Annotated in this window: 21 protein-coding genes and 2 pseudogenes; 20 read left to right on the top strand and 3 right to left on the bottom strand. The window is 45.1% G+C overall.

The window, feature by feature from the left end:
• Positions 1-611, bottom strand: a pseudogene (locus UF75_RS07305) (DNA mismatch repair protein MutS); the annotation flags it as partial.
• Positions 612-1,443: 832 nt separating this feature from the next.
• On the opposite strand from UF75_RS07305, the pseudogene UF75_RS26920 reads away from it, so the two are divergent.
• From UF75_RS26920 to lon, 5 genes and pseudogenes are all read left to right on the top strand, one after another.
• Positions 1,444-1,578, top strand: a pseudogene (locus tag UF75_RS26920) (AAA family ATPase); the annotation flags it as partial.
• A 337-nt stretch (positions 1,579-1,915) separates the two neighbouring features.
• A complete protein-coding gene (locus UF75_RS07300; protein ID WP_045573942.1) occupies positions 1,916-2,644 on the top strand; it encodes an ABC transporter ATP-binding protein in 729 nt (242 codons plus the stop codon).
• Positions 2,637-4,286, top strand: a complete 1,650-nt coding sequence (locus tag UF75_RS07295) for a hypothetical protein (RefSeq protein ID WP_045573941.1) — start codon at positions 2,637-2,639, stop codon at positions 4,284-4,286. The genes UF75_RS07300 and UF75_RS07295 overlap by 8 nt, the downstream gene beginning before the upstream one ends.
• Positions 4,287-4,660: 374 nt before the next feature.
• On the top strand, positions 4,661-5,191 hold the full coding sequence (locus UF75_RS07290; RefSeq protein WP_242860155.1) for a TetR/AcrR family transcriptional regulator: 531 nt from the start codon (positions 4,661-4,663) through the stop codon (positions 5,189-5,191).
• 124 nt (positions 5,192-5,315) lie between these two features.
• On the top strand, positions 5,316-7,664 hold the full coding sequence (lon, locus tag UF75_RS07285; protein WP_156146304.1) for an endopeptidase La: 2,349 nt from the start codon (positions 5,316-5,318) through the stop codon (positions 7,662-7,664).
• On the opposite strand, the gene UF75_RS28985 is transcribed toward lon, so the two are convergent.
• Positions 7,661-7,870 carry a hypothetical protein gene (locus UF75_RS28985; protein ID WP_197079344.1) on the bottom strand — a complete coding sequence of 70 codons (210 nt, stop codon included), beginning with the start codon at positions 7,868-7,870 and terminating at the stop codon, positions 7,661-7,663. The genes lon and UF75_RS28985 overlap by 4 nt on opposite strands.
• Before the next feature lie 472 nt (positions 7,871-8,342).
• Between UF75_RS28985 and UF75_RS07275 the strand changes: the two genes are divergently transcribed.
• From UF75_RS07275 to UF75_RS07255, 4 genes are all read left to right on the top strand, one after another.
• A complete protein-coding gene (locus UF75_RS07275; protein ID WP_045573951.1) occupies positions 8,343-8,810 on the top strand; it encodes a GNAT family N-acetyltransferase in 468 nt (155 codons plus the stop codon).
• A 580-nt stretch (positions 8,811-9,390) separates the two neighbouring features.
• Entirely contained in the window at positions 9,391-9,660 is a 270-nt protein-coding gene (locus tag UF75_RS07270) for a hypothetical protein (protein WP_045573937.1), read from the top strand.
• A gap of 716 nt (positions 9,661-10,376) precedes the next feature.
• On the top strand, positions 10,377-10,574 hold the full coding sequence (locus UF75_RS07265; RefSeq protein ID WP_052693063.1) for a hypothetical protein: 198 nt from the start codon (positions 10,377-10,379) through the stop codon (positions 10,572-10,574).
• Positions 10,575-11,113: 539 nt separating this feature from the next.
• Positions 11,114-11,797 carry a bZIP transcription factor gene (locus UF75_RS07255; RefSeq protein WP_045573935.1) on the top strand — a complete coding sequence of 228 codons (684 nt, stop codon included), beginning with the start codon at positions 11,114-11,116 and terminating at the stop codon, positions 11,795-11,797.
• Between the two features lie 758 nt (positions 11,798-12,555).
• Here the strand turns inward: UF75_RS07255 and UF75_RS28975 are convergent.
• Positions 12,556-12,840: a recombinase family protein gene (locus UF75_RS28975; RefSeq protein ID WP_052693061.1), complete on the bottom strand. Its 285-nt coding sequence runs from the start codon at positions 12,838-12,840 to the stop codon at positions 12,556-12,558.
• 65 nt (positions 12,841-12,905) lie between these two features.
• Here UF75_RS28975 and UF75_RS07245 point away from each other — a divergent pair, with 65 nt between their 5' ends.
• The 11 genes from UF75_RS07245 (at position 12,906) to UF75_RS30975 (ending at position 24,082) form a co-directional block, all read left to right on the top strand.
• Positions 12,906-13,388, top strand: coding sequence for a tetrahydrofolate dehydrogenase/cyclohydrolase catalytic domain-containing protein (locus tag UF75_RS07245; protein WP_045573934.1), 483 nt, complete (start codon positions 12,906-12,908; stop codon positions 13,386-13,388).
• Positions 13,389-13,562: 174 nt separating this feature from the next.
• On the top strand, positions 13,563-13,754 hold the full coding sequence (locus tag UF75_RS07240) for a hypothetical protein (RefSeq protein WP_045573933.1): 192 nt from the start codon (positions 13,563-13,565) through the stop codon (positions 13,752-13,754).
• Between the two features lie 18 nt (positions 13,755-13,772).
• Entirely contained in the window at positions 13,773-13,940 is a 168-nt protein-coding gene (locus tag UF75_RS28100; RefSeq protein ID WP_156146302.1) for a hypothetical protein, read from the top strand.
• 439 nt (positions 13,941-14,379) lie between these two features.
• The gene (locus tag UF75_RS07235) at positions 14,380-14,931 is read left to right on the top strand and encodes a 4Fe-4S dicluster domain-containing protein (RefSeq protein ID WP_045573932.1); all 552 of its coding nucleotides are present in this window, start codon (positions 14,380-14,382) and stop codon (positions 14,929-14,931) included.
• A complete protein-coding gene (locus tag UF75_RS07230; RefSeq protein ID WP_045573931.1) occupies positions 14,924-15,796 on the top strand; it encodes a CoB--CoM heterodisulfide reductase iron-sulfur subunit B family protein in 873 nt (290 codons plus the stop codon). Before UF75_RS07235 ends, UF75_RS07230 begins: the two co-directional genes overlap by 8 nt.
• The gene (locus UF75_RS07225; protein WP_045573930.1) at positions 15,786-20,255 is read left to right on the top strand and encodes an FAD-dependent oxidoreductase; all 4,470 of its coding nucleotides are present in this window, start codon (positions 15,786-15,788) and stop codon (positions 20,253-20,255) included. The genes UF75_RS07230 and UF75_RS07225 overlap by 11 nt, the downstream gene beginning before the upstream one ends.
• Positions 20,255-20,734, top strand: coding sequence for a hydrogenase iron-sulfur subunit (locus tag UF75_RS07220; protein WP_045573929.1), 480 nt, complete (start codon positions 20,255-20,257; stop codon positions 20,732-20,734). The genes UF75_RS07225 and UF75_RS07220 overlap by 1 nt, the downstream gene beginning before the upstream one ends.
• The gene (locus UF75_RS07215) at positions 20,731-21,402 is read left to right on the top strand and encodes a methylenetetrahydrofolate reductase C-terminal domain-containing protein (protein WP_045573928.1); all 672 of its coding nucleotides are present in this window, start codon (positions 20,731-20,733) and stop codon (positions 21,400-21,402) included. Before UF75_RS07220 ends, UF75_RS07215 begins: the two co-directional genes overlap by 4 nt.
• Complete coding sequence (locus UF75_RS07210) at positions 21,395-22,312, top strand: methylenetetrahydrofolate reductase (protein WP_045573927.1); 918 nt, start codon at positions 21,395-21,397, stop codon at positions 22,310-22,312. The genes UF75_RS07215 and UF75_RS07210 overlap by 8 nt, the downstream gene beginning before the upstream one ends.
• 382 nt (positions 22,313-22,694) lie before the next feature.
• Positions 22,695-22,979, top strand: a complete 285-nt coding sequence (locus UF75_RS07200; RefSeq protein ID WP_045573925.1) for a hypothetical protein — start codon at positions 22,695-22,697, stop codon at positions 22,977-22,979.
• A gap of 17 nt (positions 22,980-22,996) precedes the next feature.
• Positions 22,997-24,082, top strand: coding sequence for a universal stress protein (locus tag UF75_RS30975; RefSeq protein WP_045573924.1), 1,086 nt, complete (start codon positions 22,997-22,999; stop codon positions 24,080-24,082).
• The last annotated feature ends 31 nt before the right edge of the window (positions 24,083-24,113 follow it).

Genomic DNA, 24,113 nt, shown 5'->3' with positions numbered 1-24,113 from the left:
GAACCGGCGACATTGTTCTTGTGTTGACGCTTGACTGGTAAAGTATAGTGTCCGTTTCTTAAGGAAACAAAACTCTCCGAAAACCAGGTTTTGTTGTTCCTGAGTAGTGCATCAAGCTTTGCTTTGATCTGATCAATCGTGATAGCGGTATGTCGCCGAATATTGGCAAGCTCAGCTGATGCCTTATCGTCGACAATACCGTTCCGGATGCAGCGCTCGATTTCATTTTCAAGCTCGGATAATTCGTTGATTGATTCACCGTACCAGGCGATGATGATATCGGTCGACTTAGCTTTCTCGAGGTAAGCTTTTATTCTTCGGCAGGATACAAGGAAGGAGGAAACATGGGCAAACTGATCAGGCATCAGAATTGCATCAATGCCGATCAGGTCAATGACCTTTTGCAGATCCGTCATTGTGGGAAGGGGCGGGGTTCCAATCTGTTCTATAATTCTTTTGGCCTGGGTTGTTTCGTCTAGGCGCCGTATTACTTCCGCCTCGTTTAATGATGGAACAAGGGCAAGACAGCGAGCTTGAACAATATTAGACTGTGCTTTATCTGCAAGTTGCTTAAGGATTTCGTCAAATTCTAGAGTTATATAATTTTTCATTTGGTATCTCCTTATAACAAAATTAGTGAACTCGTTCAACCAAGTTGAACATCGAGTCTTCGGTGACGTAAGTCTCCAGTACGAAACTCTCCACGATAGTCTCCGGTGGAGAGTATCGCCGAAGCCGTTATCCCAATAGGAATACTAACCGGCGAAGGGGAGAGTTTCGCCGAAAGCGCACGGCCCGTAACGAATACTATTGCGCTGAGGATAGACTTACGCCGAAGGCGCAGATCTACAGACGAATACTTTCGCGCCGTAGGATGGAGTCTACCCTCAATGAAGTAGAGTACGGGTTCCCACTTCCACTTGTAGAAGAGGGAGTCTTACGCTTGGGGATAAATGAAAAGCCCGCAGAAAAACATACTACACCTGTAAAAGTGCAAAATGCTCCTGCGGGCAAAATCTCAACATAAAAACAACGCGACAAGCACACCCTGTCACGCATCAATGATTGGAAGTATAGAAGCAGTCTGTTAGGTGTTTTTCAAAAGGGCAACACAACAAACGGGATACTTCCCGTTAATCGAACGCCTTTTGCAACTATATTTAGTTGAGACCCACCGTAACAGATAGAACCGACATCAATACTCCACCTTTTAATATGAAATAATTTTAGTATAATCCTATTTATTACTATTGTCAATATGTGTAAAAATGAGCCGGAAGACTCGAACTGGCATCTGTGACTTTTAGAAGCAGACAAACAGTTAACAAATCTAATTATTAGTTTAAAGGCCTTAATGCCTATGGTATAATATGGCTATAGAGCTTAAATATCAGGGTACCATGAAAAACATTGGAGGAGATTGCAATGCAAGATCCCGTTTTGCCATTTCTTCTCGCCCTGCGTGGAGCAAAAATCTATGATCTTGACGAGAATCCAGTTGATGTGAAGCGGTGGACAAAGTTGGAAAACGTGCGAACCTATTATGAATTTTTCAAACGATATGAAAATGAGTTCTAAGGCAAATCATTGTGCAAAAAAATATATAACAGAGCTAAGAAAAACCCTGTAGCGCAATATCCAAAAGAATATTGGACGGAGGAGCGTCATCCCGGCCACACATACCCTGACATGTCTCGGGGACCTATAGCGCAACTCTCGCTGATTGTATTGCTAGGCCGTTTTCTTTTGGACGGTCTGGCCCTTTTTTATCTGGATTATTTTAATTAACTTGGGAGGAAATGAAAGGAAAACGTGGAAAGTAGAGTTAGAAGAGTAGGTGGAAGAAACTTCTTGACCAAAGAATGCGGTTGGAAATACGGCATGGATATAATGCGTAATGAAATGGAGAAATACTATGATTGAATTAAGTAAGGTTTCGAAGAGCTTTAATTCGGCTGTAAAAGCAGTTGATAATATTGACTTGAAGGTAAATAACGGAGAAATTTTTGGATTTTTAGGACCCAATGGTGCAGGAAAAACAACGACCATAAAAATGGTGACGGGTATTTTGGCCCCAGACAACGGGAGTATCTTGATTGATGGTCTAGACATTACCAAAGATCCTTTAAAAGCTAAAAAACAGTTTGGTTTTGTTCCAGATAGCCCCAATATGTTTTTAAGACTTAAAGGGTTTGAATACCTTAACTTTATGTCAGATATTTACGATGTTCCTACCAAGGAGAGGAAGGAGAAAATCGAAATGTTGAGCAATCGCTTTGAAATGACGAAAGCTTTAGGAGATCAGATTCAGAGTTATTCGCACGGGATGCGTCAGAAGATAATCATTATGGGTGTTCTTATCCATAACCCTTCGGTGTGGATCATGGACGAACCGATGACGGGACTCGATCCCAGGGCTGCCTTTACTCTAAAAGAAATGATGCGTGAGCATGCAGACAAAGGAAATACCGTTTTCTTTTCAACGCATGTACTAGATGTTGCCGAGAAGATATGTGATCGAGTCGCTGTAATCAACAAAGGTAAACTCCTCTTTTGTGGTAAGTTGGGCGAAATGAAAGCTCACTTTAAGGTCCAAGGCGAATCTTTAGAAAAAATATTTCTGGATATGACTGAGCATGAATAAAAAACTATTGATATTAACCATGGCTCTTATGAAAAACGGATTTAGTTTGCCAAAGGAAAAAAGTAAGAAGATTAAACAGATATTACTATTTGTTGTTTTGGCACTCAGCCTTTTGCCGATGGCATATGGCATAATAACTTTTCTAAGGATTACGTATAATGGACTGGCAACAGTTGGCGAAGAAGGCGTTCTATTAAGTCTGGGGATCGCAATTAGTGCTTTTGTGATTTTCTTCTTTGGCCTTTTTTACACCATGAATACTTTCTATTTTTCGGATGATGTTGAGAATTTGCTGCCCCTTCCAATTAAATCGTCCCATATTTTGGGCGCAAAATTTATAATAGTTACAATTTTTGAATACTTGACAGGATGTCTGATTTTCCTGCCAATTTTAATTGTGTACGGGGTGAAAAGTGGAGCAGGAGTTTTATATTACGTTTACGCACTACTCATCTTCCTGACACTGCCTGTGATTCCTATTGTATTAGACGCTGTGCTTGTCATGATTATCATGCGTTTTACGAACCTTGCCAAAAACAAAGACGCCTTCCGGACGATTAGTGCCGTCATTGCCATAATATTTGGAGTTGGCGTCAGTACAATGTCTCAAAGGTTTGTCTTGAACCAAGGAGCTGGGCAAACGCAGCTTGGCAATAACTCCCTGGTAGCAATTACTTCAAATATATTTCCCGCGTCAAAACTTGGGGCACTTGGACTGATTAACCATGGAAGCCCTAGCGGGCTGGTTTATACAGGCCTATTTATCGTCGTGTCCCTACTGGGGTTTTACCTATTTTTGCTGTTGGGTAATAAGCTTTACTTTAAAGGAGTCACAGGGGTTTCGGTATCATCATCCAGCAAAAAGCAAATAAGCTCGGAACAATTGAGCCGGAAGTCGATTCGCAGTACTGTGATTAAATCCTATGTATTAAAGGAATTGCGGATTTTATTTCGAACTCCCGCATTTTTCATAAACTGCATATTGATGAATTTCATTTGGCCAATAATAATATTAATCCCGCTATTTACGCAACCTAAATCTAGAAATGGAATTGGAGCAATAATTGGATTACTGCAAAAGGAAGGAATAACGGGGATGGTGTTTGTAGCTTTTTTTGGAGCCATGCTTTTTGTTTCCTCCAGTAATGGTATTACAGCTACTTCCATATCAAGAGAAGGGGAGAACGTATTCTTTAATAAATATATCCCGGTGAGCTACAAAACCCAAATCATGGCGAAAGTGATTGCAGGCGTCATCATGGGTATCGTGGGAATGCTTTCAATAAGCATTGTTGCAGTGATCGTCTTGAAGCTTCCCTTGTCCCTAATGGCCTTGATCTGTGTTACAAGCTTGTTAGCTATTCTGTTCAGCAATTTCGTTGGTATAATCATCGACCTCTTTAATCCTAAACTTCACTGGGATAATGAACAAAAAGCCATTAAACAAAATTTAAATTTGTTGTTGAGTATGGCTATTTGTGTTGCATTTGGGGGATTAACGATCTTTGCAGTCATCAAACTAAATTTGAATCTAATCCAGGTAGTTGTGAGTTTGGTAGCAGTATACGGACTTTTAGATAGTTTGCTTTATCTGTTTCTAAAGAAAATAGGGAGCAAGATGTTTAGCAAAATTGAATACTAAGACGGGTTTGTTCCCAACGCTTTAGTCTGAGTTGAGCAAAAGCATTGGTATGAGCGGGTTGTAGAGCTGAATATTCTTTTTATAATGTCAAGGACAATCAGCGCCGAATTTTAAGACTACCTTGATGAACGAACCTGAATGAACAACGAAATAGACCACTGTTTTAGTCGAAAAACAGTGGTCTATTTGCTTTTGGTATGGGATTCCAACAATGATACGTGGAATACCATGTGAAAGTTGTGGAAAATAATCATCCTATTTGACAATAAACGAATGATCGTTTATTATAGATTTATCATCAATTTTATCTAAAAGTTAGGCGGCGCTCATGAGAAAAAAATGATGACGAAAAGCAAAGATGCATTAAAATTGCAGTGGTGCAGTTGATTTTGGAGGAGGGGTTCCAGGGCACATCTATCTCAAAAATAGCAAAGGCCGCTGGTGTATCTCCGGCGACAGTATATATCTATTATGAAAATAAGGAGACCATGCTTAGAGAAATTTATCGGGAATATTCTGAAGATGCGATTCAATATTTGCTTCAATGTTTAAGCCCCAATATGGTCGGAGAGGAAATCATTGCGGAACTGATCCGACGGTATTATTTCTTCATTATTGAAAACAAAGAAGTTTTTCATTTTATTGAACAATTTAGTACCTGCCCTGTTCTTCAGAGCAATTGTGGTTCGATGAAGGGACCGGCGGATTTAAATCAGTTGCTGACGGATTTAAAGAAACAGCAGATATTAAATAACTTTAACAATGATAATTTGTACGCTATTCTGTTTGCCCCTGTAAAAATGATTGCAGTGAAAAGTTGTGAGTCTGAAAACATTGCCATGGAACGTTTGGACGAGTTGATTTATATCATTCAAAAAGCGCTTCTTAAAGATTTTAAAATCTAGTCTGAGCTAGGTTCATTCGGTCTCAAACGATTAGATTTCTAGTTCTTAAGCGAGGGTAATAGCTCGCTTCCCTATTTAAAGATTATTAAATGAACATTCGTTTATGAAAGAGGAGACAATTTATATGATACTAGCAATAGAAAATCTTGTTTTATTACCAGGAATGACGTATCCATTAAGGATAGACCGCTTCAGCGAGGATGAGCTAGCCTGTATTCGAGACAAAAATCAAGAGATTGTGGCGTTGCCGTTAAAGAGGCATAGGGACCGACATGAAATCAACGTGGAGGATTTCTACACAACAGGCGTTGTCCTTGAAATACTAGAGGTGAACCCCAGCGAAAAAGGATACCATGTTCAAGTTAAGGTCTTAAACCGTGTGGAAGTATTGGGTATCAACATTGGTGAAAACATGATCACTGGAAAAACAGTTTCCGCGCAGGAAGTCATCGACCTCAACGAAAACGGTCAGAAAGAAATGATGACCTATATTCAAAATATATCTCATCAAATTGGAGCCAAATTCAGAGAGTCAGAGGGTATTGTAAAAGCAATTGATGAGATAAAGGATCTTAATATTCTGATAGGATATATCTCACGGTTTCTTCCCTTCTCAAATGAAGAGAAATATACCTTGATGGAAACAGCGTCATTAAAGGAGCGCAGTTTGACGTTTATTGATTATTTCTTACATTACAAAGAAGCGATTCAGCTCCAGATTGAAATGTCGGAACGATTTTCCGAAAAAGCGAATAAAAATTATCGTGAAGCAGTATTGAGGGAACAGTTGAGAGAGATTCAGAAAGAACTGAATGAAGACGAACCAGTCGGCAAAAAAAAGAAAGATTATAAAACACGCATTGAAGAGGCACACATGCCTGAAGAGATTCTAACAGCTTCACTAGAAGAGTTAAGCAAACTGGAAAGTCAGAATCCTGCAAGCTCGGATTATAATGTGATTCAAAATTATCTAGATCTTCTTGTACAACTACCTTGGGAAATGAAGGCGGAGAAACTCGTCGATATTGGAGAAGCCCGGCGTATCCTAGATGAGCAGCATTATGGCCTGGAAAAAGTAAAGGACCGTATCATACAGCATCTTGCGGTCATGCAATTAAAGAAAGATAAACATGGCTCTATCCTTCTGCTCGTGGGTCCTCCTGGAACAGGGAAAACAAGCCTGGGTAAGAGCATCGCAGGAGCATTGGGCCGAAAATATACGAGACTCAGTCTGGGCGGTATCCGCGACGAGGCTGAAATCCGTGGGCACCGCAGAACTTATGTAGGTGCAATGCCCGGACGTATCCTTCAAAGCATCAAAAAGGCTGGGGTAATGAATCCTGTTATGGTTTTAGACGAAGTGGATAAATTGATGACGGGTTATAACGGGGACCCAGCAAGTGCGTTACTCGAGGTGTTGGACCCTGAACAAAACAATACCTTTACAGATCATTATTTGGATTTGCCTTACGATTTGTCCAACGTATTTTTTATTGCAACCGCAAACTCCCTGGAAAACATTCCTGGTCCCTTGCTGGACCGTATGGAAATCATCCAGCTTTCAAGCTATACAACGAATGAAAAGTTTAACATTGGTAAAAACCATTTAATTAAGGAAGCACTAGAAGAACATGGCTTAACGGAAGCTGATGTCCAAATCAGTGATGAAACCTTAAAGAAGATCATTTCAGACTACACCATGGAGGCCGGGGTCAGGGGACTGAAAAAACAATTGGCCGCCATTGCCAGAAGTGTCGTGGAAAAGATTGTCCTGGGAACCGTTGAAAAACCTTATATTGTTGAAGCGGATGCCTTGGAGGAGATTCTGGGCAGAAAAATGTCCAGGCATGACATGGCTCAGGAAATTAATCCGCCGGGCGTTGTCACTGGATTAGCGTGGACGCCGGTGGGGGGCGAAATTTTATTTATTGAAGCAACAGAAATGCCTGGAAACGATCAGATCATCTTAACAGGTCAGTTAGGAGATGTTATGAAGGAATCGGCAAGGATTGCTTTAAGTCTTCTGAAATCTCGGTTGCCTATGAATGCCATTCAGTTTAAAGATAAAGATTTACATGTTCATGTACCGTCCGGAGCCGTTCCCAAGGATGGGCCGTCAGCAGGAATCGCTCTATTTACAGCATTTGCTTCTTTGATTACCGGTATCATGGTGGACGCGAAACTCGCCATGACGGGGGAGATCACGCTTAGAGGTGTTGTTCTTCCGATCGGGGGATTAAAGGAAAAATTGATAGCTGCGGAACGTGCTGGTATCACCAAAGCCTTGATTCCCAAAGATAATGTTGCCGATCTAAAGGATGTCCCAGAAGAAGTTAAAAATAAGGTTCAAATCGTAGCGGTGGAAACCATCGAAGATGTATTGAAAGAGGCGTTAGGGATTGCTTTGCCTAAAATTGAACAAGTCCTGACAGGACCTGGATTCTTCACTAAGTTAATAGATCAGCAAGATTAATTAACTAAATATATTTTAAAGAAAAGAGGAAATGAAAATGCCCGTAACAAAAGATAGGCCTTATATTTCCCTGTTACGGGTTTGCAGCTCCAAAGATTGTCCGGGAATTTATTGAGAAGATTACCTTTAAGAGCCCTTATATTTTTGTCATCATGACCTATGGAAACAAGCTGGCAGGCGGTGTCAATTGGTTTGACAACTAACATTTCCTTTAAAATAAAATCTGGGGAGGGGGAAGCTATGTCCAAAATCAGTATATTTGAAAGTTTAAGATACATATTGTACAATGTTTTCGGTCAAAGTTTTTAAAAACTACCAAGAGATCAGGAATTCAATCCCCATAGATTTCGTTAACCATCGCGGTTTCGTGCTATCTAAATTATCCAAAGTTAGGGAAATCTGAACATCCAAGATATCCGTTTTAATATACAAAGCTCCTTTAAGGAGTTCTTTTTTTGCCCCCTAACTTCGGATAATTTGCTATGGATAATGTGAAGCAGGGTAAATTAGATGTCTTGAAGAATGGGATAGGAAATAAGAATGGGGAGGCGTATAATGAAATTCTCAAGTCCTTTGATAGTTGTAGATAGTCACATCATTCTTATTTCGTACCTCATTGGTAGGAATAAGCAGGACGTTATGTGCCATGTTGGGTTTTACAATAAAAGGGGTGAGAATTTGGAGATAACAATTGTTCAAGGCGAGATTAAATACTTAGATGATTGTTTAGAAGCCTTAATGAATTCTGAACTAGCTAGTATTTACCTCCCAGATGAAAAAGTGGCAAGAAACCATTTGATTGAAGCATTTGAGAGAAAAGAAATGTATTTAGCGTTAGATAGAGAAGGTAAGTGCATAGGATACATAAGGTTTGTTTTAAATGGTATGTTTTATAATTTTCCATATGTATGTAACATATCTGTTAAGGAAAATTTTCGTATGCGGGGCATAGGAAAAAGGCTTTTAGAATTTTTTGAAGATATAGGTTTTATACATTCCGATAAGGTGTTTCTCCTTGTGAGTAGTTTTAATAAGCGAGCTAAAAAATTGTATGAATCAATTGGTTATAAACAGGTAGGTGTGATTGATGACCTTTATAAAGACGGAATATCGGAATATATGATGATGAAAGTCAAATCATCGTGAGCTGTAGTATATAGAGCGATTCTTGCCAGTTGTTTGCTCCAACTACACATTGGTACTATAAAGAGCTTTGGTCCTCGCTTAAACTGCTAATTATTCTTAAACCCCGTAGTATAAACCGCCACCTCTTTGTAGCAAGCCGTTCCATATTGAGGTGCAAAAATCGTATTCACAGCCATAATCGCAAGGTGTTTCACGCCTATGATTATGGCTCATTTATGCGGTTTTCCATTATAATACGTAGTAATTTACAATGCAATTCTAGTGTTAACAATAATTATTGTTAGCACCTAGAATTAGCACGAGAATTTTAGTGTGAATTGCACAGCGAATTCAAATGCGAATAATTGGGAAGTTATGGGTGATCAACATGCAAGGTTATTTTCTTAAGCCGAGGAATGTACGTTTATTACGTTTATTAGATGGCGAGTGGAAAGTATCCGTGATATTATTGCAACTAGAAAATCTAGAAAATCTATGAAATTGCTTGTGAGCCTTATCTTGAGACCAAGCCTTATGTGTGGTATAGTTTTACATGGAGACCTACAGTAAGGTTAAGCTTTTATGAATGGTGGTGGTTAGGATGGTAACGGTATTTTCTCCAAAAGACCTACTAGATCAATTCGAAAGCATGAGTAAAGAGAACTCGGTTCGGCAGGTGTTTATACCGGGTAAAGGGAATTTTACAATACGTTTTGAAGACGAAGACCAAAACTCTATTGCAGCCGACGTTCAAGCCAATCCTAATCTCGAACGCATGATGAATGAAGGCATGGAGGCTTATAAGAGCGGGAAAAGCTACACAACAGATGAATTACTAAAATCATTATCTATTAAAGATTTTAGCTTATGAAATCTACAGCGGTGATTTGGGCTGAACCAGTTCGTAAGAAGCTAAGAGCTTTCACTGAATTTAAAAGCAAATCTTCCGTTTCTAAGATGAGCTATGCTACATAGTCAAAAGTTTCTTCAACAGTAAAATGCTCACTACGGCATATAATCCCTAGCAGAACAGATAAACCATTAAATAACTGACATGAAATTAAAACTCGTGAACATTGAATAGAAGAGCAGCTTACTCATAAAGGGTAAACTGCTCTTCTATTTATCTGTCGCGAAATCCTACGTGATAACTGGTGTGAATCATGTGGTGAATGCAGACATAGAACCAATGCAACAACCAAACATTTGTTGGACGGCGTATTTTACAATATTTAATATAATTTGGCAGGAAAAGCAAAAGGGACGCTTAATATAAAATGAAGAAGGCATTAAAGCACTAGACATTTTTATCAGCGAAAAGAAATCAAATCGACAATAGACACAATAGATAATCACCTATAAGATTATATAAAGAAGAAAACAGTAGCTTACCACGAAAAGGTTTAAGGGGGACTCAAGACGATTAATGGGTACTGTTATTGAGCCAATGGGTAAAACGGAAATTTCAGTTTACACCTAATTCTTATTCGCGACCCAATGAAGGACACAATTGGAAGACAATTAAATATTTAATGTACTGGAGCTGATAGTCTTCGTTAAATTGAGTGAGGGGATGAAAATACTAGAATGCATTATTTTACTAAAGAATGGTATGAATTGTGCCAAAAGACAAGTGCTCATTTTGGTTTAGAGGAAGATGAAAAAGCAGGTTGTTACTCTGACGAATACTTCCAAGAATTATATAAACTAAGGTTAAAAGATTACATCCATCTACAGGAAGAAATCGCTTCTAAATACAAAACAGATAAAGGAGAGTTCCTCTAAGCACACACCTTTTGATAGTCAGAAATTATCGGAACAGTTCTATCAAGCATTTTTACTTAATCAAGAACACGTAAAGAATGTGCCGGTTGATATGATTGTGATGTTGATCCAACAAGAATTAGGTAAGCTAAGCCTTTCAATAAATGTGGCCACTCCTCAACAAGTCACCTCTCCGCCCCAACCTAACCCAGTTAGCGATTCGCCGACGGAGGTAGCAAATTAATATGAAAGATATATGCACTGAATGTGACCGAAAGGATTCTAATTCATTGTTCCGTGATATAACTCCAAGCCAGTTGCAAAATTGTGATATTATTGTTCACCTCACAAATCATATCGTTATGTGGAAAGGCATAGATTATGGTAATCCTAATAATCATATGTTTACTTATGAATCCACAACTGACGGACTAGATAAATGTAAACCGTTTGATCGGTATTGGTCCGACCTCAGTGGCTATAAGTGTAGAACCTATATTAATTTTTAAATTTAATTGTGAAAAATTCCAATAAAGTCATATGGCTAAGGGGGTATTTTCATGCGATTTCTTAATGTAGTCTCATTGAGCTTAATATTAGCAGTTATATTGGGAGGTGGAGGTTGTTCGACTGTTGCCAAAGTGACAGGAGGAAATGAAGCTAAAATTGCCAACCTCGAAAGTGAGAATCATACTCTTACTGACCATATTGCCTCATTAGAAAAAGAACTGTTGAGATTACAAGCGGAAGTCGCTTCATTTGAGCAACGGTTATCTTTAAATTACGTTGAGTATCACTCTTCGAAGAGGTTTGTTCCTAAGCCTTCTCAAATTCTTGCCTTGCCAATGAAAGATGCAATAATTTATCGGCCAATTGAACAAAACTCTGTGGTAACGGTTTTTGATGCAGTAGCTGCTGAGGGCCAGGAACTATGGTTATATGTCAGCGTACCAGTGTATGATAGTCCGATAAATATGAAAGGTTGGATTAAAGAAAGCGATACAGTTGCACTGACTAAAGATAATGTGAAACTGGTACAAAGTGATGTTGTGGTAGGGGTGGGTACTATGATTTACGAAGTATTTGAGTTTGAAAAGATTTCGGGGACGAAACCAGTTCAAGCATCTAGTGAACTGAGAGGACGATTAGAAGAGAAGAAGAATGGCTGGGCACGCCTATCTTGTCCAGGTGGGTTGACCCTTTGGGTGCTGGAAAAGGATTTAAAATATCCTGAAATAGAGTAAATGTAAGACGAATACCGTTGTCTAACTCTATAGTAAGGGAATTGGGAACCTGCAAAGGTTCCCTTTCTAATTCCCTTTGCGAGAGAACCAAAACGATAAAATCATATCAAAAGAATGTTATATTTCTCAGAAGTATATTTCATTTTGCAAAACGATATAAATTATATGCTTAATACCAGTATAGGTCTTTTTCAAATACTTTATTTTAGTAGATAGTTGCAGATGTTTAATCTCTTACAAATATCCTCTTAAATGTCTCAGAGCACCCTGGTTTACTGCAATATGACAATATAGCACTATTATCGTCTCCACGCACGTTGAGACGATAATAGTGCTATATCGGGGTTGAGTTAAACGCTTGGTGTGATCGGGTTTGAGAAGCTCATGTTCTTTTTGTAGTGACAGGGTGTTCGGGGGGGATATATTGGCCCAATCGTTTTTATTGAACGGTCAGGATTTTTTGCTTTTGCTTGGATCATTTCCGCTATCTTGGGAGGAAATGAAGGAAAAATGTTGAAATGTAGCCGTTGCATAGCTAAGGTGAACTTCAGTGTTTGGTCGATATTAGATTTGCTATTAGCGTAAGTAAATTAATTAGACCATACCATTTCTGGTTTCATTAGCTAAGTTCATATTATAGAACTCCGAAATGACCTCTAGCATTCCCTCTAAGAGAAAACCATGGGGTGTATCTGGATCGGTTTGCTCTGTAGCGGAATGGACATTAACTCCGTGCTTCTTTAGTAGAGCTTTGTAGATTACGTGATCTTCGCGGCTACGACTAAACGGTCAAATTTGTGGACTACGATAGCATCAAATCCTTTGTTCGGTTTCTTAGCTAAAGCGATCATGCGTTGGAAGGCAGGTCTTTCTGCAGTTTTCGCGGATTTACCTTCATCGAGATATTCTTCGATAAGTTTCCAACCTTTGTCTTGGCAGTATTTTCTTATGGCAATCAACTGAGCGGGGATAGATAATTCCTTCTCTGCCTGTTCTTTCGAAGAGACACGGGCGAAAATATTGATAACATGGGCGAATATCATGGTATTTATTCAGAATATTCAAAATATAATATATTAATTTAAAATATATAAAGGGGGGGGCTACTTTGGATATAGATATGAATGGATTAGGATCTCAGTATATTAAAAGAAGCTTCGAGTCTCTTACGGATGATTTAGAATTCTTATTTGAACGATTAAACGTGCCAGTCTGTTTAGCTGCAGTGTTGATTGACGGACCTAATACTGCTATTTCCAGAGATCTCCTGCGGAAAACCTGTGACTCATTGCCCATTCGTTACTCCGAGTATTTGCTACCCCAAAATATCGGGTTGGAAAAGGTCGTTGCATTAATTGAGTCGCTAAATCGGGAAAAAGATATTCATGGGCTGATCATCGAAGTGCCATCCTCTCTTGAGTCCAAGTTAAATCTATTGTATGGCTATATAAGTCCACAAAAAGATATTCGGTTGAACGATGAAGATTACCATAAAATAGAAAAATTTGGCCTTGATCCGCATGAAAAGTATATTTTAAGTATTCTCATGATGCTCGAAAAAGCCTTTAATACTGCCGTCTATCAAGCATAGTAAGTGGTCCTTGCGGAGGCGCTCTCAATGGAAAGTGCGAAGTTAACTCCTTATCATCATGTGTTTGGAATGAAATATTTTTTCGATGGGCAAAAATGAATTCGCCGGTATCGTTACCACAGTTTTGCAATGATTATGATCGTCCAGTAATTTTAAACCAAGAGGGAATACTCAATGCCCTTTGAAGAAGATTTGCGTAAAAAGGACTTTCTGATAACAGCGGAATTACTCCCGCCACGTGGTACAGAGGTTACCGAACTCTTAAAACAGGCAGAAGAATTGAAACCTTATGTCGATGCTTTCATTCTTCAAACTGAAGCGGTTTTTGATCCTGATTCATTTAAATACTTTATGGGAGGTGTGTAAGATTTACCGGTTAAGATTTTGGATGGCATTCTTCCGTTCAGATCAGCCCGGATGGCCCGCTGGGTAAACCAGTTTATTGCTGGAGTTTCCATTCCTCCTAATATCATATGCCGGCTTGAGACTGCTGAAGATCCTGTTTTAGAAGGATGGCGCATTGTTGAGGGTCTTTCAATTGTCTCAGGTTAACACCATTTTTATGATGGAGAGGATGTGTGTGGACATGTCGGTCATATTTTGAAAAAATCACTGATGCGTGGTAAAGCCATATTCGCTGATTAACGAGATACCACCGAAATTCAAAAGATATTATTGGGGATGTTCAGAAGGGAAATATCGTTGGATAGATACTTAGCCTGTTAGCCCTACCTCGGAATGGATGAAAAATGTAATTGCAATAACTATATTTTTTTCGTCGGTCATGTCCAGAGTTCTGAGGTTGTAAATCTAATCACAGCTGCAGCTCTGCAGGTGTTTTTTGTTTCACGAGGCCGGTTCCTGTTTTCACAAGCCAAACTATCTTTTTCATATGCCTGAAATGGCAGGTTTGCGCCCTTTTTAGTGTTGGCACGAACCTTGCTTTGTTAAGATGTCAAGAAGAATTTATAATTGTTTGGGGGTAAAGGATATGAACGATTTCCTAGAGCTGCTGGAAGCGGAGAGCGGTCAGCCCATCAGCCGCTGTTATCAGTGCAAGAAGTGCAGCGGCGGCTGTCCGGTAAGCTCCTACACTGACATCAGGCCCCATCAGGTGGTGAGGCTGGCCCAACTGGGGAAACAGGAGGAGCTGCTCGCTTCGCCGGGGATCTGGTACTGTACGGGCTGCATGACTTGCCAGGCGCGCTGCCCTAATGGCATCAGCATATCGGCAATTCTTGACGTAATCAAGGCCCGGGCCTTGAAGGCTGGAGATTTGACAGCTGAAAGCTTACCCTTTTTCCACGACTGCTTCCTCGCTTCGGTCAGGCACCACGGCAGAGTATTTGAGCTGGGCATGGTGGCCGGTTACAAATGGCGCTCCAAGAGATGGACCGACGATAAAGGATTGGGAGCCAGGATGTTCCTTAAAGGGAAGTTGGCGCTTCTCCCTAACCGCTGCAGCAACAGCCGGCAAATCCGCGAGATTTTCCAGATAGAAGTGGCACTCCGCAAAAAGGAAGGGGGTAAGGGCAATGGGTGAGCGACTTGGTTACTATCCCGGATGTTCCCTGCATACCAGCGCCAGGGAATACGACCTTTCCTGCCGTGCGGTGCTTAAGGCCCTTGGCGTGGACTATGCGGAAATTCCGGACTGGAACTGCTGCGGGGCCAGTTCAGCCCACGGTGCCGGGCATGCCCTCAGCCGGGCCCTGCCCCTGCGCAACCTGATGATCGCCGAGGATGTGGGAGAAGACCTGATAGTGCCCTGTGCGGCTTGCTACAGCATCTTGCGCTCCACCACCGGCTATCTGCAGGAAAAATCCGCAGAGGCCAGAGAGCTGCAGGCTAAAGTGGAGCAGGTTCTTGGCAAACCCTACCGGGAAAAAGTCCGGGTAACCCATCCTTTAGACTTGCTAACCAGGCCGGAAATGCTCAACAAGATCAAAGGACAGCTGCGTACTTCGCTGAAGGGCATTAAACTTGCCTCCTATTACGGCTGTTTCCTGGTCCGGCCGGAAATTGCCGCCTTCGATAACCAGGAACAGCCTCAGAAGATGGATATTCTGCTGCGGGAATTGGGTGCTGAAGTGGTCCGCTGGTCCTATAAAACCGAATGCTGCGGCGGCGGAGTGGGGATTACCGAGGGATCGGTGGCGTCTTCCCTGGTGGAGAAGCTGGTCTCTGAGGCCAGGAAGGCGGGGGCGGAAGCTGTGGTCACGGCCTGCCCCCTGTGCCAGGCTAACTTGGAAGGCAGGCAGACCCAGGGTTTACCTGCTTTCTATTTCACAGAACTGGTGGGCCTGGCCTTGGGGATTTCCGCAAGCAAGCGGTGGTTTAAGTCCCATCTGGTAGATACAACCTCTGTGTTAACCAAAGTGCAAGGGGGGATATCCGGTGGCAGATAAAGTGGTTGGCGCCGTAATGGTGGTAGGGGGCGGAATTGCCGGCATGCAGTCCGCGCTGGATCTGGCCAATGGGGGATTCTTGGTGCATTTGGTGACTGACGAATCCTCAATCGGCGGCAAAATGGCCCAGTTGGACAAGACCTTTCCCACCAATGAATGCGCCATGTGTCTCTTAGGGCCGAAAATGTCCGACACCTTAAGCCACCCTAATATTCAAATCCATACCTGCTCAACTTTGACCAAAGTCGAAGGTGACGCAGGTAACTTTAAGGCCACGGTGACAGAGGCCCCGCGCTACGTCAATATGGCCGAGTGCACGGCCTGCGGGGATTGTGAGCAGGTCTGCCCGGTTGAGGTAGGGGATCACTTCAACGAGGGCTCCATGCAGCGCAAAGCCATCTATAAGCTGTTTCCCCAGGCGGTGCCCAACAAGTACCTGGTGGAAAAAAGCGGCACACCTCCCTGCCGGGGCACCTGCCCGGCAGGGTGTAACGCCCAGGGTTATATAGCATTGCTTTCCCAAGGAAAGTTCGGCGAGGCCTTGGAGGTTATCAGGAGGCGCATGCCCTTTGCCGGGGTTTGCGGACGGATCTGCCACCATCCCTGTGAAGGAGAATGCAACCGCAAGCAGGTCGATGAGCCCATCGCCATCGCCCAGTTGAAACGCTCGGCGGCGGACTACGGTTGGGCAGAAGCGGCGGAACAGAACCTGTTGGTCCAACTGCCCGCAGAATTCTTGCTGGATGAACGGGGAAATCCCTTAACAACAGCTGTCATCGGGGCTGGTCCCGGCGGCCTGGCAGCAGCTAAGGACCTGGCTGAGCTGGGTTACCAGGTGACTGTCCTTGATGCCCTCCCGGAAGCCGGCGGGATGCTCCGGGCCGGAATTCCCCGCTACCGTCTGCCCGGGGAGATTGTCAGCCGTGAAACCCAGGCCATCTTAGACCTGGGAGTGACCTTCAGGCCCAATACCAGGGTCGGGGCAGACGTATCCTTTGCGGACTTGCAAGCAGAATTTAACGCAGTGCTTGTGGCAACAGGTTTTCAAAAGGGCCGTTCGCTGCCCATCCCGGGGAGCGAACTCAAGGGAGTGGAACTGGGGGTCGAGTTCCTCCGGGCGGCTGCCTTGGGTGAAACTCCGGCAGTAGGCAGGAATACAGTGATTATCGGCGGGGGCAATGTAGCAATAGATACGGCCCGCACCGCTCTGCGGCTGGGGGCAGGGGAAGTTCACCTCTACTGCCTGGAAGATTATGAACATATGCCGGCTCACCGATGGGAGATCGATGAGGCCGAGGAAGAAGGGGTACGCGTTCACGCCGGTTGGGGACCTAAAGAAATCCTTGGCGAAAACGGCGGAGTGACCGGAGCAGGTTTCAAACGCTGCACCCGGGTCTTCGATGAAAATGGACAATTCAATCCAGCCTATGATGAACTGCAAACGGTAATGATCAGCGCCGACTGTGTTATCCTTGCCATCGGCCAGGCCAGCGACCTGTCCTTCCTGGACGGAACAGGGGTGGAAACCAACCGGGGCGTGATTAAGGTTGATAAGCTGACATACGCCACCAATCAAGCAGGGGTGTTCGCCTGCGGGGATATCGTCAGCGGGCCTGCTTCTGTGGTCGCTGCCGTCGGCGCCGCCCATGAAGCGGCTGAATCCATCCACCGTTTCCTCCAGGGTCTGGACCTCAGGCAGGGCAGGAGTCTGGAGAGACCGGAACCGGTGGGAGTACCTGAAGGTTTGAAGGTAACGGTTGCCGCCCGGCAAAACCAGGCCCAGGCGGATCCCGCTCAGCGGGTCAGGGATTTCTCTGAAGTCTATCAAGGTCTGACCCAGGAGCAGGTCATCAAGGAGGCTAAACGCTGCCTGAACTGCGGGATTTGCTCCGAATGCCTGCAGTGCGTCAAGGCCTGCAAGAAAAAGGCAATTGACCATGCGGCAGAACCCCAGGTTTATGAATTGGCCGTGGGGGCCGTAATCCTCTCTCCCGGTTACGAGGCGGAATCGGGAAACCTGAGGGGCGAGTACGGCTACGGCATCTATGAAAACGTCATGACCTCCCTGGAGTATGAACGATTGCTTAGTTCTACCGGGCCTACCCAGGGCCATGTGCTGCGGCCCTCGGATCGCAAAGCGCCGCAGAAAGTCGCCTTTATCCAATGCGTAGGCTCGCGGACCTGTAATAAGGGAACTGAATACTGTTCTTCTATCTGCTGTATGTATTCGACCAAAGAAGCCATCATCTCCCGTGAACACGATGCCAAAATCCAGCCGGCAATATTTTATCTGGACATGAGGTCCTACGGCAAGAACTTTGACAAGTACGTTAAATCAGCTAAGAAAAACGGGGTGCGTTATGTGCGCACCATGATCTCCAGCGTCAAGGAAGATCCCTTGAGCGGCAGCCTGATTATCAAATACCTCCAGGACAGCAAAATCGTGGAGGAAGAGTTCGATTTGGTGGTCCTGGCCATGGGGGTTAAACCGCCGAAGGCTGCCGGGGAACTGGCCCGTGTTACGGGGATAAACTTGAATGAATACGGCTTCGCCCATACCAAACCCCTCGACCCGATTCAGACCTCCAGAGCAGGCGTTTTCGTGGCGGGAGCTTTCCAGGGTCCCAGAGATATTCCCGAGACCGTGATGAACGCCAGCGCTGCTGCCGCTGCAGCCGGTGCTCTCCTGGCTGACGGACGTAACCAGCTGGTTACTCCCAAGGTCTATCCTCCGGAACGCGATGTCAGCGGGGAAGCAGCCAAAGTGGGGGTGTTTATCTGCCATTGCGGCATCAACATTGGTTCCATCGTAGATGTGCCTGGCACTGTAGCCTATGCCAGGACCCTGCCCGGCGTGGTCCACGCCGAGGAGTTCCTCTACACCTGTTCCCAGGACTCCGTCAAACACATTGAAGACGTCATCAACGAGCAAGGGCTTAACCGGGTAGTGGTAGCTTCCTGCACCATCAGGACACATCAGCCCCTGTTCCGAGAGGCCTTAAGGGAGGCCGGATTAAACCAGTTCCTGTTCGAAATGGCCAATATCCGGGACCAGTGCTCATGGGTGCACAGGGCTGAACCAAAACTAGCTACAGTTAAAGCCAGGGACTTGGTCCGGGCGGCAGTGGCCAAGGTCAAGGGCCATGCGCCTCTGCACCTGGAACCGGTGCCGGTCGTCCCCAGGGCTCTGGTTATCGGAGGCGGGATAGCCGGAATGACGGCCTGTCTGACCTTTGCCGAGCAGGGATTCGAGTCTTACCTGGTGGAACGGGAGCAGATCCTGGGCGGCAACCTGCGCAGCCTGTGCTTTGGGGAAGACGGCCAGGACGCACAGGAATATCTGCTTGAGGTGATCGACAAAGTCCGGTCCAACCCCTTGATTCAGGTGTTTACTGAAACGGAACTCCTGGATATTACCGGTCACCAGGGACACTTTGTCAGCTCTATGAAGACTGGGGACCTGCGCCAGGAGGTGCACCACGGGGTGGTTATCGTGGCCACGGGCGGCAGGTTGTCGGAAGCAAACCCGGTATACGGAATGGATAAAGACCCCAGAATCATCACCTTGGCTGAGCTTGAACAAAAACTTCACGCCCTGCAGCAGATACAGGAAAGTAATCCGCTGTTAGCCTATTTCGAACCGCGGGTCAAATGGCGCGAAGCGGCCATGATCCTCTGCGCCAGCGCCGGGGAGGAACTGACCTACTGCAGCAGGAGCTGCTGCACCCAGGGCATCTCCAACGCCATCAGGCTGAAGCAGCAAAATCCTCAGGGCACGGTCTATGTGCTGCACCGCGAAATCCGCACCTACGGTTTCCTGGAGAGCTACTACAAGCTGGCCCGGGAAATGGGGATAGTCTTCGTCCGCTATTCCCCGGATAAGCTGCCGGCGCCGGAAATTGGCGCGGAGCTGTCGATTAGGGTGGAAGACCTGGATTCAGATATAGAATTTCTGATTAAACCGGACCTCTTGGTCTTAGCGCAGGGTTTTGAAGCGGCCGAGGGCGCCAAGGAACTGGGCACCCTGCTCAAAGTGCCGCTGAATGAAGACAGCTTCTTCATGGAAACCCACGCCAAGCTGGGACCAATGGATTTTCCGGGCTCCGGAATGTTCCTCTGTGGAGCCGCCCACTCGCCCAAGTTTGTCAGCGAGGCTATCTATCAGGCCCAGGGGGCAGTGGCCCGGGCAGTGACCATCCTGGCTAAGTCCCACTTGATGGTGGGTGGGGTGGTTGCTAAGGTGGAAGCGGAAAAATGTGCCGCCTGTCTGACCTGCGTCCGGGTTTGCCCCTACAGCGTACCGAAGATCGGACCCAACATGGTCGCGGAAATCGAAGCTGTCCAGTGCCATGGGTGCGGCACCTGCGTCGGCGAGTGCCCGGCTAAAGCCATTCAACTCCAGCACTACACCGACGAACAAATGCTGGCCAAAATCTCCGCGGTTGGGAGGACTGAGTAATGGAAAAGCGCGAAAGTGGAAAAACGGAAAGTTTCTATCCCAAAATCATTGCCTTCTGCTGTTACTACTGCGCCTATTCGGCCGCCGACCTGGCCGGGTCGCTGCGCCTGCAGTACCCGCCAGCGGTGCGGATGATCGAACAGCCCTGTTCCGGCAAAGTGGATATCCGTCTCCTGCTGCAAGCCTTTGAGGACGGAGCGGACGGGGTGTACGTGGCGGGCTGCATGGAGGGGGATTGCCACTTCCTCAAAGGCAACATCAGGGCCAAAAAACGGGTCAACGCCGCCAAAAAAATCCTCGACAAGGTCGGGGTCGGCGGCGAGAGGCTGGAAATGTTCAACCTGTCAGGCTCCATGGGCCCCAGATTCGCCGAAATAGCCAATGAGATGACGGAAAGAATTTTACGGCTCGGTCCCAACCCGCTGAACACAGCCAGGGCCGAGCGGGCCACAAAGGGAGAGGAGGGAGACCCTAAATGATCGTAGCGGAAGCTAAAACGTTGGAGGAAATCCTGGAGTCCCTGCAGGGAATGTCAAAGGTTTTGGTAGTGGGTTGCGGCGGCTGCGTGTCGGTCTGCCTGGCCGGCGGAGAAAAGGAAACGGGAATTCTGGCCAGCACCCTGCGCATGAAACGCGAGCTTATGGGCGACCCCCTGGAAACTGTGGAGGAAACCCTGACCCGCCAGTGCGACCCCGAGTACGTGCAGCAGCTGGCCAAAAAGCTGGAAGGTATTGACTGCATCCTTTCCCTGGCCTGTGGAGTGGGTGTACAGTTTCTAGCGGAACAATTCCCCCAAACTTGGGTGGTTCCGGCCCTGAATACCCTGTTCGCCGGTGCGACCATGGAACATGGACTTTGGGAGGAACGCTGCGGGTTGTGCGGGGAATGTGTGCTGGCCCGGACCGGCGGGGTTTGCCCGGTAATTCGCTGCGCCAAGAGCCTCTTAAACGGTCCCTGCGGCGGTTCGCAGAATGGCAAATGCGAAGTGAAGCCCAACGAATGCGCCTGGCAGTTGATTTACAACCGGATGAGCGAGCTGGGCAGGGTGGAACTGCTTCTGGAGGTGGCTGGGGCCAAGGACTGGTCTAAGTCCAGGGACGGCGGTCCCCGCAAAATGGTCAGAGAGGATGTGAAGATCGATGGCTGAGGAAAAGAGCAAACTGCAGAGCCTGTTTGAACAGGGAGAATTTGCAGTAACCTGCGAGATCGGCCCCCCGAAAAACGCCCAGGGAGACGGCATCCGCAAGCACACCGAACACCTGAAGCCATTTGTGGACGCCGTAAACCTTACCGACAACCAGACAGCCATCGTCAGGCTCTCCAGCATCGGGGCCGGTGTTCATGTCCTGGCGGCAGGCGGCGAACCTATTATCCAGATGACAACCCGCGACCGCAACCGCATAGCTTTGCAGAGCGATTTGCTGGGGGCCTACAGCCTGGGGGTTCGCAACGTGCTCTGCCTCTCGGGGGATCACCAGACCTTTGGCAACCATCAGGAAGCGAAAAACGTCTATGATCTGGATTCCATCCAGTTAATCAAAACTGTAAAAGACATGCGGGAAGCCAAAGTGTTCCAATCCGGGGAAGTAATCAAGCAGGGGGAGCCACGGTTTTTTATCGGGGCGGTCGCCAATCCCTTCGCCGACCCCTTCGAGTTCCGGGTGCTGCGGCTGGAAAAGAAAATTCGGGCAGGCGCCCAGTTCATTCAAACCCAGTGCATTTTCGACATGGAACGCTTTGAAGCCTTCATGGATCTGGCCCGCAAGAGGGGCCTCCACCAGCAAGCCTATATTATGGCCGGGGTAATGCCCATCAAGTCCGCCAAGGCCGCTAAGTATATGCAGAAAAACGTTTCCGGCATGCTGGTCCCCGATGGGATTGTGGAAAAAATGAGCAAGGCTGAGGACCAACCGGCCGAGGGGGTCAAACTTTGCATCGAGCAGATCAAACATTTGCGGACCATTCCCGGAGTACGGGGAGTTCATATCATGGCAGTGGCCTGGGAAGAAATTGTGCCGGAAATCGTCAAAGGAGCGGGGCTGTTACCAAGGCCTTAAGAAAAAGAGAAAGGAAAATGGCATACCTGGATTACTGCAAACCTGCCACAAGTATTTTGACAACACCTACCTGGTACAGGGCGCGTGTGGACTGAAATTGTGCAAAGGGTGCTGGTTGGAGTACGATTACGTCTGCCCGATCAGTGAAAGCAATTTGAATGGGGAAGAAGACGCGCAGCAAGTTAAACCCGACAGTAGCAAAGAGTAAAAGATCCGCCTCCCGAGTGGAGGCGGATCCGAATTTATGCCAGAGCTGAAGCACTAAATTAGAATTGGCGTATCATAAGGCTCTTAGAGAACCTTAATAAAAATTATTTCGTAAGAATGGAATTCTTTATACCAGGCTGCTGTAGATTTTAAACGCGCAGCATGCTGAAACTGGATGTATGATGATGACATATTTGGGGTAGTAGACCCTGAAACAGGGGAAACTGCTTATTGTTGTATAATGGGAAATGTTGGAGAAAATTTTGCCGTTGCTGGTTATCTTGGCCCTGAGGGTTTGAGCGGAATTCTTGGTCTTTTCTCTGGAGAGATTGATCCAGATGAATCTGAAAGTATGTTTATCCAAAAGTGCCTGATGTGTTCTTTTGAAGACCGATCACTTTTGGAAGCGTCAGATTTAAAACAGATTAAAGAATTAGGCTATCAGCGTCAAATGTATTGATGAAAGAGGTATTTGACATGAATGATTCTAAGTTTAAAGTACTTCTCTACTCCGATGGTTCACCGCATTCATTATTTGCTGCCGTTTATGCAGCTGACCTCTTGAAGAGTATCCCTAATATGCATTTAACCGTCTTGTTTGTTCAAGATAAAGTTGTAAGTTTTAAGGGGAGAGATTCAGATTCGATAGAACCTAGACCAATTGATCCCAAATTGGACTGGGTGAAACACTTGATGGGTGAAGTAGATTCGGACAAAATAATTCAGTACTCTGAAATACTTGCCAAAACCAACGAAATATTTTCTAAGAGAGGATACGACGTCAACCAGCGGGTAATCTATTCTGATTCAAGTATTTCTGATACCGCTAAGGCAATTCTTAATTATTCCACAAAAAATGCCTTCGAGTTATTAATTATGGGCACACGGGGTTTAACTAGTTTAAAAGGTTTGATTCACGGTAGTTTAACGCATATCATGATTAATAAGTCTTCTGTACCAGTATTATTAGTTAAAAAGCTTCCTCAAGAGTTCGTTGATCGTTACTGCACTACTGTCGATGTCGAAGAACAATTCAATGTACTTCTCTATTCCGATGGGTCACATCAGGCTTTTTCTGCAGCTGTTTACACAGCCAATCTATTCAGGAACATACCTAACATGCATTTGACTGTTGTCCAAGTACAAGAAAGTGATGAAGGGTCTAAAGGGACAGCGCAAGGTTGGATAGATACCTGGCCAGTTAGCCCTACCTCTGAATGGATGAAACACGTAATGAATGTATCTGATGGGGAAACCAAACGGCATTATCATGAAATACTTGCCAAAACCAACGAAATTTTTTTTAAACGAGATCATAAAGTTAATCACCATGTTTTATATGTTACTAACAACATTTCCGACGTCTCAGATGCGATTCTTGATTATGCAACAAAAAATTCATTTAGTTTATTAATCAACGGTACGCGAGGGCTTTCTTCATTAAATGGGTTAATTTTCGGTAGTTTCGCACATAACTTGCTTAACAAGGCTACTGTACCCGTGTTGTTAATTAAGAAACTTCCTCAAGATTTTATTGATAGTTATTTGTCAGACACGGAGTAATAAGTTCTTATTAATAAAGAAATGTAATACC

The organism is Desulfosporosinus sp. I2, assembly GCF_000960765.1.
GTDB lineage: Bacteria > Bacillota > Desulfitobacteriia > Desulfitobacteriales > Desulfitobacteriaceae > Desulfosporosinus.
The sequence above is the reverse complement of the archived record's forward strand: the minus strand, read 5'-3'. Positions and strand labels throughout refer to the sequence as shown.